This is a genomic window from Mycobacterium sp. (assembly GCF_019243155.1).
GTDB lineage: Bacteria > Actinomycetota > Actinomycetes > Mycobacteriales > Mycobacteriaceae > Mycobacterium.
Genome location: NZ_JAFAUS010000044.1, coordinates 1 through 16,861 on the forward strand (window position 1 = coordinate 1; position 16,861 = coordinate 16,861).

Consider the following 16,861-nt stretch of genomic DNA (forward strand, 5'->3'; position numbering starts at 1 on the left):
GTGCATGTGCCGCCGGCCGATACCGCGCCACCGGCCACCACGGCCGAGCCGGCCGCCCTCGAGACGGGCCGGGTCGGCGGTGACTCGTCGATCATCGCGACGTCGATGATGAAGATCCTGCGGCCCGGCAAGGCGGCCCTGGAGACACCCGGCGCGATCAAGATCGGCCGGGCGAACGACAACGACATCGTCATCCCCGAGGTCCTGGCGTCACGCCACCACGCCACCCTGTTCCCGTCGCCCGCGGGCACCGAGATCCACGACAACCGCAGCATCAACGGCACCTTCGTCAACGGCGTCCGGGTGGATTCCGCGCTGCTCAACGACGGTGACGTGGTCACGATCGGCAACATCGACCTGGTCTTCCACGGCGGCACGCTGGCCCGCCGCGACCAGGCCGCAACCGCGACACGCACCGGGGGACTCGACGTGCGCGGGGTGACGTGGACGATCGAGAACAACAAGACGCTCCTGGACAACATCTCGCTGGCGGCGGTCCCGGGGACGCTGACGGCGGTGATCGGGCCGTCGGGCGCGGGCAAATCGACGTTCGCCCGGTTGGTGGCCGGCTACACGCATCCCACCACCGGCACGGTGTCCTTCGAGGGCCACAACATCCACGCCGAGTACGCCTCGCTGCGCAGCAGGATCGGCATGGTGCCGCAGGACGACGTCGTGCACGGCCAGCTGACCGTTCAGCAGGCACTGATGTACGCGGCCGAACTGCGGCTGCCGCCGGACACCACCAAGGACGACCGGGCCCAGGTGGTGGCGCGGGTGCTGGAGGAACTCGAGATGACCCAGCATCTGCAAACTCGGGTCGACAAGCTCTCCGGCGGTCAGCGCAAACGTGCGTCGGTGGCCCTGGAGCTGCTCACCGGGCCGTCGCTGCTGATCCTCGATGAGCCGACGTCCGGCCTGGACCCGGCGCTGGACCGCCAGGTAATGACCATGCTGCGGCAGCTGGCCGACGCGGGTCGCGTGGTGCTCGTAGTCACCCACTCGCTGACGTATCTGGACGTCTGCGATCAGGTGCTGCTGTTGGCGCCCGGCGGCAAGACGGCGTTCTGCGGGCCGCCCAGCCAAATCGGGCCGACCATGGGCACCACCAACTGGGCCGACATCTTCAGCACCGTCGCCAACGACCCGGACGGGTCCAAGGCTCGCTACCTGGCGCGCACGGGACCGCCCCCGGCGCCACCGCCGGCGCAGAAACCCGCCGAGTTGGGCGACCCCTCACACACGAGCCTGATGCGGCAGTTCTCCACCATCGCCCGACGACAGGTGCGGTTGATCTTTTCCGACCGGGGCTACTTCATCTTCCTGGCGATACTGCCGTTCATCATGGGTGCGCTCTCGATGTCGGTGCCCGGCGATGTCGGCTTCGGCATCCCTAATCCGATGGGTGCCGCGCCCAACGAACCGGGGCAGATCCTGGTGCTGCTCAATGTCGGCGCGGTCTTCATGGGAACCGCGCTGACGATCCGCGACCTGATCGGGGAGCGCGCCATCTTCGTGCGCGAACAGGCGGTCGGTTTGTCGACTTCGGCGTACCTGCTGGCGAAGGTGTGCGTCTACACCGTATTCGCCGTCCTACAGTCGGCGATCGTCACCATCATCACGGTGCTGGGCAAAGGTGGCCCGACTCAGGGCGCCGTCGCATTGGGGAAGCCCGCCCTGGAGTTGTTCGTCGATGTGGCGTCGACCTGTGTCGCCTCGGCGATGCTCGGCTTGGCCTTGTCAGCCGTGGCCAAGTCCAACGAACAGATCATGCCCCTGCTGGTTGTGGCGGTCATGTCGCAGCTGGTGTTCTCCGGCGGCATGATTCCCGTAACCAATCGCGTTGGCCTGGACCAGATGTCGTGGGCAACACCGGCCCGCTGGGGCTTTGCGACGTCGGCTTCGACCGCCGACCTGATCAAATTGGTGCCCGGTCCGCTGACCCCGAAGGACTCACACTGGCATCACACGCCGGGCGCCTGGTGGTTCGACATCGGCATGCTGGTGCTGATCAGCACCCTCTATCTCGGTTTCGTGCGCTGGAAGATTCGCCTCAAGGGCGGCTGAGTCAGGCGCCTTTGCGCATTACCTCATCGGCCGCGGCGCGCATCCGGTCTGACAGTTTGAGAAGGTCATGCTCGCCGACGCCGAGAGGAAGGGTGTACGCGAGCTGTCGCAATTCCACGGCGTAGTTGCGTAAGTCTTCGCGGAGGCGCATTTCAACGGGTGGCATCACTTCTCCCTGTGGCCGGTTACTGGACCGATACAGAAATCTTCGCAGCCATACTCTGCTTCCGCGAGGCCGCCGAGGGGTTTTAACGGGAGTTTGACAGCGTTTTTACAGAACGGGGTCACCGGTTGTTCGCGTCGCTGTCACCCTCCGGGTAATTCAGCTTTACGCGCAGCAGCGCGGCGTTACGGCTGACGCCGTCAGGAGGAGCGGTGGTTCCGCCGTCGGTAGTCACGTAGACGACGCGCCCGGGCTCACCGGGAGCGCGTCCCCAGGCGGCGCTGGACGGACCGACCAGGGCTTCGTCGAACGGGTCGCCGGCGATGTGGCGGACTTCGCTGCCATGCCGCGGAGCTAGCGGTACCCGGTCGATGGTGTTGGCGCGATGCCTTGTGACGTAAGCGAATCCGGCGCTCTCGTCGAGGCAGAAGTCATCGGCGTTGTCGATCGCAGCCACGAACTGCGCCGGCCCGGCCGGATCCAGGGTGGCCGGATCGACTGGCACGCGCATGAACACTTTCTGCGCCGTCGAGGTGTAGTACAGATGGCCGCTCTGCATGCCGTAGCGCACGCCGTTCACGCCCGGTTGCGGCGGCGGCGGCAGGTCGCTGTCGGGATCGAAGGCCATGGTGTCGTCGGATAGCCACACCCTGGCCGTGGCGCTGCGGGCGTCGTCGGCGAGGTCGACGCGCCAGATGAGGCCGGCGAAGCAGTCGGCGAGCGCTAATACGTTCGGCCCGAGAAGGCAGCTTCCGTTCAGGGCGCGGACACGGTCGTCGAAGGTGTAAATGACCTCCGGCGTCACGGGCGACCCGGGTTTCCAGTCGCAGAAATCGATCCGCGCCAAGTGCGATTCGTGGGTCGTATAGCCCTCGGTGAGGCTGACGACGAACACCTCGGGCGCGACCTCGGCGATACCGGTGACCGGGTGATCGAAGGCGTGAACCAAGACGGGGTCGACCACCGATACGGGATCGGCGAGCGGAACCCACCAGAGTTCTTTCTGCAGGATGGCCGTGACGAGCACGGAGCCGTCGGCGCGCACCGCAAGGTTTTCCGGGAAGTAGTTCTGGGGAAAGAACGCGACCGGTGCCAGCGTGACGTCGGGGAGCGGCGGCAGGGCCATGCTTACTGATCCAATCCCTCGGCGTCGGCGGGAACTTCGAAGGCGTTCAACGTCATACACACCATCGTGAACCAGCCCAGCAACACCGAGACGTCAACGATGCCGGCGTCACCGAGCAACCCCTTCGCGCGACGGTAGAGTCCCAGCGGAACGATCCGCGGTGCCACCAATGCCGAGGAGAGCTCGTAGACCACTTGTTCGCGTGGATCGTCGAATGACGTTGGCAGACCGGCAATCAACGCCTGCACGCGTTGCGGATCCAGGTTCCCGTCGCGTACGCCGATGATCTCGTGTTCGTAGTTGGCATACGGGCTGCGCCACCGACCGTTGACGACGTTCGTCGCGATCTCGATCTCGGCTTTGGTCAACGTGGACTCGCGCTGAAAGTAGGCGCCTGTCGGCACGATGGTCTTGGACAGCGTGGGATTGGCAAGCCAGATCTTGTGCGGTCCGGGAACCAGGCCCCGCAGTTCACGGGTGAATTCGTAGGCTTCGCGCATCTCGGACGGCATCTCGTCGACCGGCGTTTCGACGAACCGGCCGAAGGTGCCGAAATCTGACCTGTCGCTCATACCGGCGAGAGTTGCCGCGGCAGCGCCTTGGAAAACCCGCGCCCGCTCCCTTTACGGATGTGCTGCGAGGAACGTTTCGTTCGGCACCCCGGCGACGAGTCCCTCGACGTCGAAGGGCCGGTCAAGACGCGCACGTAGCTGGTCGCGGTCGATCAGCAGGCTGATCTCGGCCGTCTGGCGAGCGAAGAGCCGCGCGAAACGCGGGTAGAGCCAACGCATCAGCGTCCGTTCCGCGCCGCTGCAGCGGGCCCCACAGTAACCGACATGGCCCAGTTCGTCGGTGAGGATCTCGGTGTAGAGCCGCTCGATGCGTGCGGACACTTCCGGTTCGTCGGCAAACAACTCGACGCCCACCCGGCGCAGCTCATCGAACATGATGCATCCCGCCATTTCGGCCGCACCCACGAAGACGAATCCGATGCGCTCGGGCAGGAAGACTTCCATCTTGACGAACTGGCGCATCACCAACGGCGGCACCACCACTTGGAACGGCAAGCCGAAAATGTCCAGCGCGTAGGCGAGTAGGCGGGTGTGGTAATGCTCCTCGAGCGCGAGATACACCCGCTCCGGCGGCTGGTCCTCGCCGCCGATGCGCCCGTAGGTGTCGCCGAGGTCCACGCCGAATCGCTCCGCTTGATTCAGCTTGGCGGTGGCCAACAGGAAAAGTATCTCGCGAGACAACCCCGGTTCGGGTCGGCGGCGGCGCAGGTTTCTCATGAAGACGTCCCGGTCGATCTTGCGGGCCGAGCGAACCGGGTCTGTCTGAAGCGATTCGAAGAATTCCTCACGGTTGGTGAGCCGACGATGCAGGAGATCGGCGTCGCCGTCGCGTTGCGCCAGGAACTCTCGGTAGCCCTCTATGCCGGTGCCGCTCATCGTGCCTCCATTCCTTGAACGATGGTCTTCACAAATCGGTTGAGAAGTGTGGCGCGAGCCCGCGACGCCGTGGGGCTGGTGGCCAGCAAAGCGAACAGCCCGGTCATGAAGATCACCCCGAGTTCGCCCGCGTCGGCATCGGGGGACACTCGGCCCGCTTCCTGGGCGTCGGTGATCGCCGTTATGACGAAGCTGGCCAGCGGGTGCGCAACCAACTCGTCCTCGACAGGCCTCGTCGCCGCGAAGTGAAGCGCCAGCATGTCCCGGAAGACCACGGGGCCAAGGCGCTGTTCGGCGTCGAGGACCTCGCGCACCAACAGCTTCAGCAGCGCCAGCAGATCGCCGGGGCCGACTTTCTTCGTCGTAAGTTTCGCGGCGATTCTGACTTCTTCGGCCCGCTCCAGCTCGACCAGCACATGCTCTTTGGTCGGGAAGTGGAAGTAGAAGGTGCCCCGGGCGACGCCGACGGCGCCTGCGATCTTTGTGACGTCGGTGCCCGCCAATCCCGATCGACCGATCTCGGCCACCGCCGCCTCGAAAAGACGCGCGCGGGTCGCCAGCCGCTGTGCCTCGCGGGCGCTGACAGGGAGCGACGACCCGGCTTCTGCGGTCGATCGGGCTGAAGGCACGGACGAAAACCTACAAGCTTTCATTGCCAGCTGTCAATGACATGTGTCAGCGAGATGCGGGCGCGAAATCGCGGGCGAAGATTGGCCGCGGCGTTACGCTGGCGCTGCCCGGTGAAAGGTGAGGTGGGCCGGAATGGATTTTGAGCTCGACGCCGGACAGCGTGCGTGGCTGACCGAGATCCGTGAGTTCCTCCACGAGAACGTCACCCCGGAGCTGCGAGCCGAACTCGCCCAGCACGACCTGGAGTTTCCCGGCGGCGAGGTGGCACGGTTTCGCCGCACGATCGGCGAGAAGGGTTGGTTCGGACTGAACTGGCCGCGCGAGTACGGCGGGCTGGGGCTCGGCGCCATTCATCTGCACCTGCTGATGAGCGAATTCGAATATTGGGGCGTGCCCGGACCGGACCTGACGGTCACCTCGGTCGCGCCGATGATCATGCGGCACGGCACCGAACGGAACAAAACCGAATGGCTGCCTTTGATCGCACGGGGCGAAATGATCTGCGCCGTGGGCTATTCCGAGCCAGACGCCGGGACGGACTTGGCGAGCTTGCGCACCAGCGCGGTCCGCGACGGCGACGACTGGGTGATCAACGGGACCAAGATTTGGAACAGCGGCGCTCAGCGCGCCACCCACGAGTGGCTCTGTGTACGTACCGATCCCGACGGCGCCCGGCATCGGGGCATTTCGGTGATCATCGTCCCGATCGACAGCCCCGGCATCGGAATCCGCCCGCAGTACGCATGGTCGGGATATCGAACCAACGAGGTGCACTTCGACAATGTGCGGGTGCGGGTCACGAATCTGATGGGCGAGGTCAACCGCGGCTGGACGTACATCACCGGTGCGCTCGACCTCGAACGCGGCGCGCTGACCAACGCCGGCGATCTGCGTCGCGCCGTGGACGAGTTGCGTGAACTCGCGCTGACGCCGCGGCGCGACGGCACGGTGCCCGTCGAGAGCCCATCGCTGCGGCGCCGGCTGGCACAAGCCGAAGCCGACGTCGCGGCGGCAACGCTGATGGGTTACGAGGCCGCCTCGATTCTCGACAGCGGTGTCATCCCCAGCGTGGAAGTGAGCGTCGAAAAGGTTTTCACCAGCGAGCTGCGGCAGCGCATCGCCGAGCTGGCGCTCGATCTCCTCGGCCCCGATGGCCTGTTGGCGCATCGCAGCCCGGACGCCCCGCTGTCCGGCAAGTTCGAAAGGCTGTATCGGGCAGCGCCTTTGATGCGCTTCGGCGGCGGAACTAACGAGGTCCTTCGTGACATCATCGCCCAGCGCGGGCACGGCATGCCCTCGTACGGACGCTGACGGGAACCTCGCGGAAACAATGAAAGCGATACTGACCGCTGAACAACGCGACTTCGCGTCGTCGTTGCGCGCGCTGCTGGCGTCGGAGAACCCGGTGCGGGCGGTGCGCGCGCTGAGCGAACCCGGCGCGGACCGCAGCACCCCGACGCTGTGGAAGGCGTTGGGCGACGCCGGTGTCTTCGGGCTCGCGATCGCCGAGGAATTCGGCGGATCCGGCGGCTCGCTCGACGACCTTGCCGTCTTCTGCGCCGAGGCGGGCCGCGCCCTGTGCCCGACAACGGTGCATAGCACGGTGTTGGCCGCGGTCGCGATCGACCAGCTTGGCACCGCGGACGCCAAGGCCGCCTGGCTGCCGTCCGTCGCGTCCGGCGCTGTCCGCGGCACCACTGCGCTGTGGAGTGCTCGCGACGCTGCCCTCGTCTCACCCGTGCTGCGCGCCGACCCGGTCTCGCAGCGGTGGCGGCTCAGCGGAACCGTGGACTACATCTGCGACGCCGACGTTGCCGACGTCATCGTGGTGTCCGCCGTCGCCCAAGAACGCACTCTGCTGTTCGTCCTCGACTCCCGCGCGCCCGGCGTGGTCATGGAACCGCTCGCGATCGCCGGGGGGCACCGGGCGTTCACCGTGCGCTTCGACGACGTGGTCGCCGGTGCCGACGCGCTGCTCGGCAAACCTCATTCCGGAGTCGCCGATTCGGCGCTGCGCCGGGTGGCGAACACGGCGGTTGCACTGGGCTCACTCGACTTGGTGGGCGTCGGGCAGGCGGTGCTGGACCGCACCGTCGACTACACGAAACTGCGGCAGCAATTCGGCAGGCCCATCGCGTCGTTCCAGGCAGCCCAGCATCTGGTCGCCAACATGCACATCGCTTTGGCGGCAGCACGATTGGCCGCGCACTCCGCGGTGTTCTGGATCGGACGCGGTCACACGGCGACCAGGGAAACGGCCATCGCGCGCATGCATGCGGCCACCGCGGCCCGGCTGATAACGCTGGACGCCCACCAACTGCACGGCGGGATGGGCTATGTCACCGAGACCGACCTGCATTTGTGGACCGAGCGGGCGCGACTGGGTTCGACGCTCGGCGGCAGCGCCGACGTCGCCGCATCGTGGTTGGAGGAGACCTTGCAGGAGGAATCGCGTTGAGCGAGGACACGTTGATCGACGCCGAGTCGGCGTCGCGCGTCGGAACCGTCGCCGCGTCGGCGACGGGTGAGGTGAACCGGCGCGATTGGCAACGGTGGGCGGCGGCCGTGGGAGATCACAACCCGCTGTGGTTCGATCCGGAGTACGCCAGGGCCAACGGTTTTCGCGACATCATCGCCCCTCCGCTTTTCCTGCAGTACGCCGTGCTCGGTGTCACCCACCTCGAGGGGCTGCGGCCCGACGGATCTTCTGGCGCGATCTCGGGCAGCCTCGCGTTTCCCCGCGCCCCGAAGCGGATGGCCGGCGGGGAGAGCTTCACCTTTCACCTGCCCGCCTACCACCACGACGAAATCCAGATGGTCCGCACCATCGAGTCGATCGTCGAAAAACAAGGCCGCTCCGGCAGATTCGTTCTCGTCACGTGGCAGACGGTCTACCACAACCAGCACCGAGAGCTGCTCGCCGAGGCATCGACGTCAATGATCGCCCGCCCATGACCGACCAGCAGGTGTTCTATGACGACGTCACCGTGGGCGAGCAGATGCCCACGCTGACAGTCACCGTCGACGAAACCCAGATGTTCTTCTTCAGCGCCGCCACCTACAACGGGCACCGCATCCACTACGACAAAGAGTGGGCGAACGCGGTCGAAGGCTACGACAATGTCTTGGTTCAAGGGCCACTGCAGGCGGCGTTGCTCGCCCGTGCCATTGGGGACTGGATCGGCGGACGTGGTCGCCTGGTGTCGTTTTCGGTGCAGAACCGCGCGGTCGCCCATCCCGGCGAGGTGCTGAGCTTCGGCGGGGAGATCACGGGCAAACGGCTCACCGACGAGGGCGCGGGGTGGGTGGATCTCGACATCGCCGGCCGCCGTCACGCGACCGTGCTGATGCCTGGAACGGCAACGGTCGAGCTGCCCCGGCGCGGGTCGTGAGCGGGCTGCGCGGCGAAGCCGCGATCATCGGCATCGCCGAGTTACCGGCTGAGAAGCGGCCGACCCGAGCTCCGCTGTTCACCCTCGACCAGTACGCGCTGCTGGCGAAGATGGTGATCGACGACGCCGGTATCGATCCCGTCGAGGTCAACGGTCTGGTTACGCACGGTGTCGCCGAGTCGGCGATGTTCGCACCGGCGACTCTGTGCGAATACCTGGGTCTCGCTTTGAATTTCGGTGAGCGCGTCGACCTGGGCGGTGCCACGGCCGCGGGGATGGTCTGGCGGGCCGCCGCGGCCGTCGAGCTCGGGATCTGCGAGGCGGCGTTGGCGGTGGTACCCGGATCGGCGTCGGTGCCGCAATCCGGGAAGAAGGCGGCGGCCGGGCCGAATTGGTATGGGGCGTCATCGAATAACTACGGGTCACCGCAGGCCGAATTCGAGATCCCGTACGGCAACGTCGGCCAGAACGCGCCATACGCGCAGATCGCGCAGCGCTACGCGGCAGAGTTCGGCTATGACCCCGGCGCGGTCGCCAAGATCGCCGTAGACCAGCGCACCAACGCGTGTGCCCACCCCGGTGCCGTCTTTCACGGCGCTCCGATCAGCGTGGGCGACGTTCTTGCCAGCCCGATGATCGCCGACCCCATCCACATGCTGGAGACGGTGATGCGGGTGCACGGGGGAGCGGGCGTCCTGATCGCCAACGCCGGCGTCGCGCGCCGCTCTCGCAACCGCCCGGTGTGGATCAAAGGCTTCGGTGAGCACATCGCCTTCAAAACCCCGACCTACGCGGAGGACCTGTTGAACACACCGATCGCACGCGCGGCCGATCGGGCCTTCGCGATGGCCGGGCTGCAGCGCACCGACGTTGACGTCGCGTCGATCTACGACTGTTACACGATCACGGTGCTGATGAGCCTCGAAGACGCCGGCTTTTGCGCCAAAGGCAAAGGGATGTCCTGGGTTAACGACCATGACCTGACCTACCGCGGGGAGTTTCCGTTGAACACCGCCGGCGGCCAACTGTCCTTCGGCCAGGCCGGCATGGCGGGCGGCATGCACCACGTCGTCGACGGCGCCCGGCAGATCATGGGCCGCGCCGGCGATGCGCAGGTGCCCGACTGCCACACGGCCTTCGTCACCGGTAACGGCGGCATCATGAGCGAGCAGGTCGCGTTGTTGATGCGGGGAGACTAGCGGCGTGACAACACCCGTTCCCGAGCCCACCCCCGTGTCGAAACCATTCTGGGACGGCCTCGCGCAACGCCGGATCGTGGTGCAGTACTCACCCTCACTGCAAAGCTTTGTCTTCTACCCCCGCACCCTCGCCCCGGGGACGCTGGCCGACGACTTGGAATGGCGCGAAATCGACGGTGCGGGAACGCTGTACACCTACACGGTCGCTCGTCGGCCCACCGGACCGCCCTGGGCGGACGCGCTGCCGCAGCTCCTTGCGGTGGTGCAGTGGGACGTCGGGCCGAAATTCAGCACCGAGTTGGTCGAGGTAGACCCGAATGATGTCCGGATCGGCATGCGCGTCGAGCCGGTGTTCTACGATCTGCCCGAAGACGGAATGACCCTGCTGAAGTACCGGCCGGCATGAGCGGCCGACCCGAGCGCGCGGACGACCCCATCGACGAGGTCGTCCAGGCGACGCTGCGCGTGTTGAATGCCGATTTCCCTCGCGTCGAGACCATGACCGGAGCAGCGGCCCGCGCGGCGGTCGCCGAACGGCGCGTGCCGGTGCAGAACGTCGACGACGTTCGTCGCACCGTCGACCGGCGGATTCCGGGCGCCGCCGGCGACATCGGGGTGCGGGTCTACTACCCGCACGGCGACCCGTACGACGACCGCCCTGGAATCGTTTTCAGCCACGGCGGGGGATTCGTCCTGTGCGACATCGAATCCCACGACAGCTTCTGCCGCGCCCTGGCCCGCGGCACTCAAGCCGTGGTCGTGTCGGTTGACTACCGGCTCGCTCCGGAACACCCCGCTCCCGCTGCGGCGTACGACGTTTTCACGGCGTTCTGCTGGGTGGTCGAGCACGCAGCCGAGCTCGGCATCGACCCCAGCCGGACGGCCATCGCCGGGGACAGCGCAGGCGGGAATCTGGCCGCCGTCACCGCCATCCTGTGCCGCGAACGAGCCGTAACCCCGCCGGTCGCGCAGCTCTTGCTGTACCCGGCGATCGACCCGTCATTCGACACCGAGAGCTATCAGCGCTACGCCACGGGTTACTTCAACACCCGCGCCGCGATGCAGTGGTACTGGCGCCAATACCTCGGCGCCCAAACGGCTTTCGATGCGCCATACCTGGTGGCCCCGGCCCGTGCCGATTCGCATGCCGATCTACCGCCCGCGGTGATCGTCACCGCAGGCCTTGACCCGCTACACAGCGAAGGCTGCGACTACGCGCGACGATTGCGCGACGCGGGGGTAGCCGTCGTGCACCGGGATTTCCCCGGGTTGTTCCACGGCTTCATGACGATCTACTCCTTTGCGCCTGCGGCATCGGCGCGGGACCTGATCTTCGACGACCTGAGGCGCCTCCTGCAGCCGGCCCAATCCGGGTCGAAATGACTGACCCCGACGTCATCGTCGTTGGCGCGGGGTTCGCCGGGCTCTACGCCGTGCACCGCGCGGTGTCGGCAGGGCTATCGGTGGTCGGCATCGAAGCGGCCCCCGAGGTGGGCGGCACCTGGTACTGGAACCGCTACCCGGGCGCGCGGTGCGACGTCGAAAGTGTCGACTACTCATACTCATTCGACGAGACATTGCAGCAGAGCTGGACGTGGACCGAACGCTTCGCGGCACAACCCGAGATCCTTTCCTACCTGTGTCATGTCGCCGACCGATTCGACCTGCGCCGCCACTACCGATTCGGCATCGACGTTGTCGGGGCCGCGTTCGAACGCGGTCTCTGGCATGTCCGCACCCGTGACGCGGCGGGAGCTGAACAGACGTACTCCGCGCAATTCCTGGCCTGCGCAACGGGTTGCCTGTCGGCCCTCAACCGCCCCGACATTCCTGGGGTCGACGATTTCGCGGGCGAGGTCTTTTTCACGGCCGCGTGGCCGCGCGAGGATCCAGACCTGCGCGGCAAGCGGGTCGGACTGATCGGCACGGGATCGTCTGGCATCCAGGCGGTGCCCATCATCGCCGGGCAGGCCGAGAAGCTGGTGGTATTCCAGCGATCCGCGAACTACAGCGTTCCGATGCCCAACCGGCCGTGGTCGATGGAGGAACAGCAGCAGATCCGGGACAAGTATCCGGAACGCCGGCGAGTCTCGGCGTACGCACCGGCGGGCACACCGCACGGCACCTTTCACAAGAACGCTGTCGACACCGAGCCTCAGGAACGCGACGAAGCCCTGTGGCTGCGCTGGCGCGAGGGCGGCGTCCTGTTCGGCAAGACCTTCCCCGACCAGAACAGCGATCTGGCGGCCAACGACATCGCCCGGCAGTTCGCCGAGCAGCGGATCCGCGAAATCGTCACCGATCCCGCCGTCGCCGCCGACCTCATCCCCGTCGATCACCCGATCGGGGCAAAGCGAATCTGCACCGACGCCGGGTACTACGCCACGTTCAACCGGGACAATGTGCGGTTGGTGAATCTGCGCCGCGAACCCATTGAGGCGATTACCGCCCACGGGGTGCGAACCGCCGAGACCACGTACCCGTGCGACGTGCTGGTCTACGCCACCGGCTTCGATGCAATGACGGGCGCGCTGACCCGCATCGATCCGATCGGTCCAAGAGGAGCGAGGTTACGCGACATCTGGGCGAACGGCCCCGTGACGTTTCTCGGTCTGATGGTGCCGGGCCTGCCGAATCTGATCACCATCAGCGGGCCCGGCAGCCCGTCGGTGCTTGCGAACATGGTGCTGCACGCCGAGATTCAGGTCGATTGGGCCATGGATTTGGTGTTGACCGCCCGACGACTCGGGGTGAGCGAGGTGGAACCGCGCCGCGACGCCGCCGAGGCCTGGACCGAACACGTCGCACACGTCGGCGAGCAGACGTTGTTCACCAAGGCGGCCTCATCGTGGTATCTGGGCGCTAATATCCAAGGCAAGAAACGGGTCTTCATGCCGTACGCCGGCGGGTTCGGCACCTACCGGCGGCACTGCGACGAAGTCGCCGCCCGGGACTACGCCGGGCTGGTGCTGACAACCTTCGGTCACCCGGGGAACTAGAAGTCAGCGAAAAGCGTTGGTCGAGAAGGGATCGAACGTGCTGGAGACGGTTCAGCAACTACTGCGGCAGCGCCGGCACGACGACACTGTGGCGCTCGCCCACGGCGACCGGACCTGGACCTGGCGCGAACATCTCGCCGAAGCCGAAGCGGAGGCCGCCGCCATGATCGCCCTCGCCGACCCAACCCGCCCGTTGCACGTCGGCGCCGTGCTCCCCAACTCCCCGGCAATGCTGCGGGCGATGGCGGCCGCGGCACTCGGCGGCTACGTGCTGTGCGGCATCAACACCACGCGGCGCGGAACCGGGCTGCTGGCAGACATCCGCCGCTCCGACTGTCAGATTCTGCTGGTCGACCCCGAGCATCGGTCGCTGCTGGATGGCTTGGAGCTCAACGGGATTCAGGTCCTCGACGTGACCGAGGGACGCTACGCCGAGGCGGCGGCGACCGCGGGAGAGCTGATTCCGCAAAAGGAGGTGGTAGGCGGCGACACGCTGATGATGATCTTCACCTCGGGAACCAGTGGCGACCCCAAGGTGGTCCGCCTGGCTCACGCGATGGCCATCATGTGCGGCGCCAGCCTGATCTTTCAGTACGACGTCACTGCCGATGACGTTTGCTACCTGTCGATGCCGCTCTTTCACTCCAACGGCGTCGCCGCCGGCTGGGCGGTCGCCATCGGCAGTGGCGCCACCATGGTCCCGGCGCGCTTTTCGCCGTCACGGTTTCTCGACGACGTAAGGCGTTACGGCGTGACCTATCTCAACTATGTCGGCAAGCCGCTCGCGCTGATCCTGTCCACGCCCGAGCGTCCCGACGATGCCGACACCACACTGCGCGTGGCGTTCGGCAACGAGGCAACCGATCGCGATATCGCTGAATTTGCAAGACGTTTCGGGTGTCGCGTGGTCGACAGCTTCGGCTCGAGCGAGTTCGCGGTGATCGTGGTGCGAGAGGACGGCACTCCGCCCGGTTCGATCGGCAAGCCGTATGCGGGAGTGAGTATCTACAACCCGACGACGCTGACGGAGTGCGCCGTCGCGAAGTTCGACGAGAACGGGGCTCTGGCCAACTTCGACGAAGCGGTCGGCGAGCTGGTCAACACTCAGGGTTCCGGCCCGTTCGTCGGCTATTACAACGATCCCGCGGCGACGGCCGACCGGATGCGACACGGTATGTATTGGTCCGGCGACTTGGCCTATCGCGACGCCGACGGCTGGATCTATCTGGCGGGCCGGACCTCCGACTGGATGCGCGTGGACGGCGAAAACCTGGCGGCGGCGCCGATCGAGCGAATCCTCGACCGCCTGCCCGAGATCAATCAGGTCGCGGTCTACGCCGTGCCGGACGATCGGGTCGGCGACCAGGTGATGGCCGCTCTGGTACTGCGGGACGGCGCGCGCTTGCAACCGGCTGAGTTCGAGAAATTTTTGGCCGCGCAACCGGACCTGTCACCGAAAGCCTGGCCGCGGTATGTGCGGATCAACGCAGATCTGCCGAGCACGGCGACGAACAAGATCCTTAAGCGCGCACTGATCGCCGCCGGCGTCACGGCTGCCGACGGTGTGCTGTGGACGCGCCCACAGCGCGGCAGCACCTACAGTCCGGTGGTCGAAACCGCCGTCGGCGCGCAATGAGTTAAGCCGCGGCCTGGTTGGCTTCGTCCGATTCGGCCGAGACCTCGCCGAATCGCGCCAGCACGAGTGCGCCGGCTACGGCCACGACGAACCCTGCGATCACCAGCCAGCCGAAACCGTCTCGTGCGCGGTCACCCAGCCACACCGCCCCGACGAACGCCGGGGCCAGAGTCTCGCCGACGACCATCCCGGCGACCGCCGTGGTGACAGATCCGCGATGCAGGGCAGAGGTGAGCAAGAGAAATCCCGCGGCCCCGCCCGCGGCGGCCGCGTACAGGGCCGGATTGGTATAGAAGGAGCGTTTGGTGGGATCGAGCACCTCGATGAGCCGCACGCCCACTTCGATGACTCCGAAACCGCTTCCGGCGGCCAACCCCAGCGCGAGGGCGCGCGAGCGGTCCGGTAGCCGGCCCGCCGCGGCGCCGACGATGAACAGCACGGCCACCACGCCCAGCAGTGCCCAGCCCAGTCCGGCGGGGGCACGCCGGAAGTGCGCGGGTCCCGCCGCGAGAGCGAGCACAACGAGGCTCAGGCAGACCACGCCCACCGCCGACCACGCGGCCACCGACAACCGCACCGACAGCACCCACGCGGCCACGATCCCAGTGACGGCGATCGATGCCGCCAATGCGGCGGCGACCACATAGATCGGGACCATGCGCAGCGCGGCCACCTGCAAGACAAAGCCGAGCCCGTCCAGGCCGACCCCGACGAGATAACGCCATTGCCGGGCGGCCCGCATCAACAGCACCGTGTCGACACCCGAGCCGCTCCCCGCCTCGACCGATCGCGTCGCAGCCGCCTGCAACACGGACGCCGCGCCGTAACAGACCGAGCAGCCGAGAGCGAGTAGGAACCCAATCAGCACACAGCAGACGATAGGCGCCAGATCGGGCTCTTGCGGCGCCGGAGCATGGCGGTTGGCCTGCGAGAAAGCGCTTAACCAGATGTTTGGCGGACGTGCGCGTGGGGCACGTCACAGTTGTCCATAGCTGCAGCCCGGCCGGCCGACATCGGATAGTGAACGGCTATGATTTTTCTGCGCGCTGTTATTAGATTCGGATAGCACTGCGCCACAACATGATTAGTATGGATGTTTAAGCTGGGTGTACAAGTGTGTACTCTCAGGGCATGGCTGAACGAGGCGCTGAGCCGCAAGTCCCGTGGGGGCGTCGACTCTTCCTGCGAGCGGTGCGGCGTTTGTTCAGCCCGCTCCAGCCCGACGACTACCTCGAAATGATCAACCCGCTGTGGACCACAAAAGAACTGCGCGGGAAGGTGGAGCGGGTCGAACCCCAGGGTTCGGAGGCGGCCAGCGTCCTGATCCGTCCGGGTTATGAGTGGCCGGGCCACAAGCCCGGCCAATATGTGCGGCTCGGCGTGGTGATCGACGGCGTCTATCACTGGCGTGCCTACTCGCTGACGTCGGATCCAGAGCCCGAAGACGGGCTGATCAGCGTCACACCCAAGAAGGTGGACGGCGGGGTTGTGTCGCCGTACCTCGTGCAGAAGATTCAGCCCGGCGACCTGGTCCGGCTCAGCGAGATCGAAGGCGTCTTCACCCTGCCTGCGCCGTTGCCCTCCAAGTCGCTGTTCATCAGCGCCGGAAGCGGCATCACGCCGATCATCAGCATGCTGCGCGACCTCGACCACCGCGACGAATTGCGCGACGCGGTGGTCATTCATTCCGCGCGCACCCGCGAACAGGCCATGTTCCTGGCCGCCTTGGAAGAGCTCGAGGAACGCCACGGGGGAATGCGGCTGGATGTGCGCCTTACGTCCGAGCAGGGGCGACTGACACCCGAGGATCTCGATGACGTGTGCCCGGACTGGCGCGAGCGCGAGGCGTTCTGCTCGGGTCCCGGTGAGATGCTCGACGCCCTGATCGAGCACTGGGAAGCGAACGGGGATTGCGAACGCCTGCACTTCGAGCGATTCCAGCCCAAGATCGGCGGCGACGCCAACGCCGGCGAGGGCGGCACCGTCTGCTTCCTCGACAGCGAAAAGGAAGTCGAATGTGACGGCGGCACATCAATTCTCGAAGCCGGCGAGAAGGCCGGTCTCAATCTCGCGTACGGCTGCAGAATCGGCATCTGTCACACCTGTGTCGGCACGCTGAAGTCGGGCAAGCTGCGTGACCTGCGCTCGGGTGACGTGATCGAGCCGACGGAGCAAGACGTGCGCATCTGTATCAACACCGC

At 66.4% G+C, this 16,861-nt stretch carries 17 protein-coding genes; 11 read left to right on the top strand and 6 right to left on the bottom strand.

Annotation, left to right across the window (positions count from 1 at the left end):
* The coding region (locus JOZ00_RS02315) for an ATP-binding cassette domain-containing protein (protein WP_293339092.1) at positions 1-2,067 on the top strand (2,067 nt) is incomplete at its 5' end.
* A gap of 1 nt (position 2,068) precedes the next feature.
* Here JOZ00_RS02315 and JOZ00_RS02320 read toward each other — a convergent pair.
* The 5 genes from JOZ00_RS02320 to JOZ00_RS02340 form a co-directional block, all read right to left on the bottom strand.
* Positions 2,069-2,233, bottom strand: a complete 165-nt coding sequence (locus JOZ00_RS02320; RefSeq protein WP_293339095.1) for a hypothetical protein — start codon at positions 2,231-2,233, stop codon at positions 2,069-2,071.
* Positions 2,234-2,351: 118 nt separating this feature from the next.
* On the bottom strand, positions 2,352-3,356 hold the full coding sequence (locus tag JOZ00_RS02325) for a hypothetical protein (RefSeq protein ID WP_293339098.1): 1,005 nt from the start codon (positions 3,354-3,356) through the stop codon (positions 2,352-2,354).
* A gap of 2 nt (positions 3,357-3,358) precedes the next feature.
* On the bottom strand, positions 3,359-3,928 hold the full coding sequence (locus tag JOZ00_RS02330; protein WP_293339101.1) for a carboxymuconolactone decarboxylase: 570 nt from the start codon (positions 3,926-3,928) through the stop codon (positions 3,359-3,361).
* Between the two features lie 51 nt (positions 3,929-3,979).
* Positions 3,980-4,804 carry a hypothetical protein gene (locus JOZ00_RS02335; RefSeq protein ID WP_293339104.1) on the bottom strand — a complete coding sequence of 275 codons (825 nt, stop codon included), beginning with the start codon at positions 4,802-4,804 and terminating at the stop codon, positions 3,980-3,982.
* Positions 4,801-5,433, bottom strand: coding sequence for a TetR/AcrR family transcriptional regulator (locus JOZ00_RS02340; RefSeq protein WP_293339106.1), 633 nt, complete (start codon positions 5,431-5,433; stop codon positions 4,801-4,803). The genes JOZ00_RS02335 and JOZ00_RS02340 overlap by 4 nt, the downstream gene beginning before the upstream one ends.
* A 133-nt stretch (positions 5,434-5,566) precedes the next feature.
* On the opposite strand from JOZ00_RS02340, the gene JOZ00_RS02345 reads away from it, so the two are divergent.
* The 9 genes from JOZ00_RS02345 to fadD1 are packed head-to-tail and all read left to right on the top strand — an operon-like array spanning position 5,567 to position 14,660.
* A complete protein-coding gene (locus JOZ00_RS02345; RefSeq protein ID WP_293339109.1) occupies positions 5,567-6,745 on the top strand; it encodes an acyl-CoA dehydrogenase family protein in 1,179 nt (392 codons plus the stop codon).
* A gap of 19 nt (positions 6,746-6,764) precedes the next feature.
* Complete coding sequence (locus tag JOZ00_RS02350; RefSeq protein WP_293339112.1) at positions 6,765-7,892, top strand: acyl-CoA dehydrogenase family protein; 1,128 nt, start codon at positions 6,765-6,767, stop codon at positions 7,890-7,892.
* Positions 7,889-8,389 (top strand): MaoC family dehydratase N-terminal domain-containing protein, encoded by a 501-nt coding sequence (locus tag JOZ00_RS02355; protein ID WP_293339115.1) that lies wholly within the window; start codon positions 7,889-7,891, stop codon positions 8,387-8,389. Before JOZ00_RS02350 ends, JOZ00_RS02355 begins: the two co-directional genes overlap by 4 nt.
* Positions 8,386-8,826, top strand: a complete 441-nt coding sequence (locus JOZ00_RS02360) for a MaoC/PaaZ C-terminal domain-containing protein (RefSeq protein ID WP_293339118.1) — start codon at positions 8,386-8,388, stop codon at positions 8,824-8,826. Before JOZ00_RS02355 ends, JOZ00_RS02360 begins: the two co-directional genes overlap by 4 nt.
* Complete coding sequence (locus JOZ00_RS02365; protein ID WP_293339120.1) at positions 8,823-10,025, top strand: thiolase family protein; 1,203 nt, start codon at positions 8,823-8,825, stop codon at positions 10,023-10,025. Before JOZ00_RS02360 ends, JOZ00_RS02365 begins: the two co-directional genes overlap by 4 nt.
* A 4-nt stretch (positions 10,026-10,029) precedes the next feature.
* Positions 10,030-10,431, top strand: coding sequence for an OB-fold domain-containing protein (locus JOZ00_RS02370; protein ID WP_293339122.1), 402 nt, complete (start codon positions 10,030-10,032; stop codon positions 10,429-10,431).
* The gene (locus JOZ00_RS02375) at positions 10,428-11,408 is read left to right on the top strand and encodes an alpha/beta hydrolase (protein WP_293339124.1); all 981 of its coding nucleotides are present in this window, start codon (positions 10,428-10,430) and stop codon (positions 11,406-11,408) included. The genes JOZ00_RS02370 and JOZ00_RS02375 overlap by 4 nt, the downstream gene beginning before the upstream one ends.
* Positions 11,405-13,024, top strand: coding sequence for an NAD(P)/FAD-dependent oxidoreductase (locus JOZ00_RS02380; RefSeq protein ID WP_293339127.1), 1,620 nt, complete (start codon positions 11,405-11,407; stop codon positions 13,022-13,024). Before JOZ00_RS02375 ends, JOZ00_RS02380 begins: the two co-directional genes overlap by 4 nt.
* Positions 13,025-13,061: 37 nt before the next feature.
* Complete coding sequence (gene fadD1, locus JOZ00_RS02385; RefSeq protein ID WP_293339130.1) at positions 13,062-14,660, top strand: fatty-acid--CoA ligase FadD1; 1,599 nt, start codon at positions 13,062-13,064, stop codon at positions 14,658-14,660.
* 1 nt (position 14,661) lies between these two features.
* Here the strand turns inward: fadD1 and JOZ00_RS02390 are convergent, their stop codons facing one another.
* Complete coding sequence (locus tag JOZ00_RS02390) at positions 14,662-15,540, bottom strand: hypothetical protein (RefSeq protein WP_366022233.1); 879 nt, start codon at positions 15,538-15,540, stop codon at positions 14,662-14,664.
* 251 nt (positions 15,541-15,791) lie between these two features.
* On the opposite strand from JOZ00_RS02390, the gene JOZ00_RS02395 reads away from it, so the two are divergent.
* Positions 15,792-16,861 (top strand): ferredoxin reductase (locus JOZ00_RS02395; RefSeq protein ID WP_293339135.1); only part of this gene is annotated, 1,070 nt, incomplete at its 3' end.

Coding starts and splice junctions, on each gene's coding strand:
- JOZ00_RS02320 (WP_293339095.1), bottom strand. CDS start 2,233: ATGCCACCCGTTGAAATGCGCCTCCGCGAAGACTTACGCAACTACGCC.
- JOZ00_RS02325 (WP_293339098.1), bottom strand. CDS start 3,356: ATGGCCCTGCCGCCGCTCCCCGACGTCACGCTGGCACCGGTCGCGTTC.
- JOZ00_RS02330 (WP_293339101.1), bottom strand. CDS start 3,928: ATGAGCGACAGGTCAGATTTCGGCACCTTCGGCCGGTTCGTCGAAACG.
- JOZ00_RS02335 (WP_293339104.1), bottom strand. CDS start 4,804: ATGAGCGGCACCGGCATAGAGGGCTACCGAGAGTTCCTGGCGCAACGC.
- JOZ00_RS02345 (WP_293339109.1), top strand. CDS start 5,567: ATGGATTTTGAGCTCGACGCCGGACAGCGTGCGTGGCTGACCGAGATC.
- JOZ00_RS02350 (WP_293339112.1), top strand. CDS start 6,765: ATGAAAGCGATACTGACCGCTGAACAACGCGACTTCGCGTCGTCGTTG.
- JOZ00_RS02360 (WP_293339118.1), top strand. CDS start 8,386: ATGACCGACCAGCAGGTGTTCTATGACGACGTCACCGTGGGCGAGCAG.
- JOZ00_RS02375 (WP_293339124.1), top strand. CDS start 10,428: ATGAGCGGCCGACCCGAGCGCGCGGACGACCCCATCGACGAGGTCGTC.
- JOZ00_RS02380 (WP_293339127.1), top strand. CDS start 11,405: ATGACTGACCCCGACGTCATCGTCGTTGGCGCGGGGTTCGCCGGGCTC.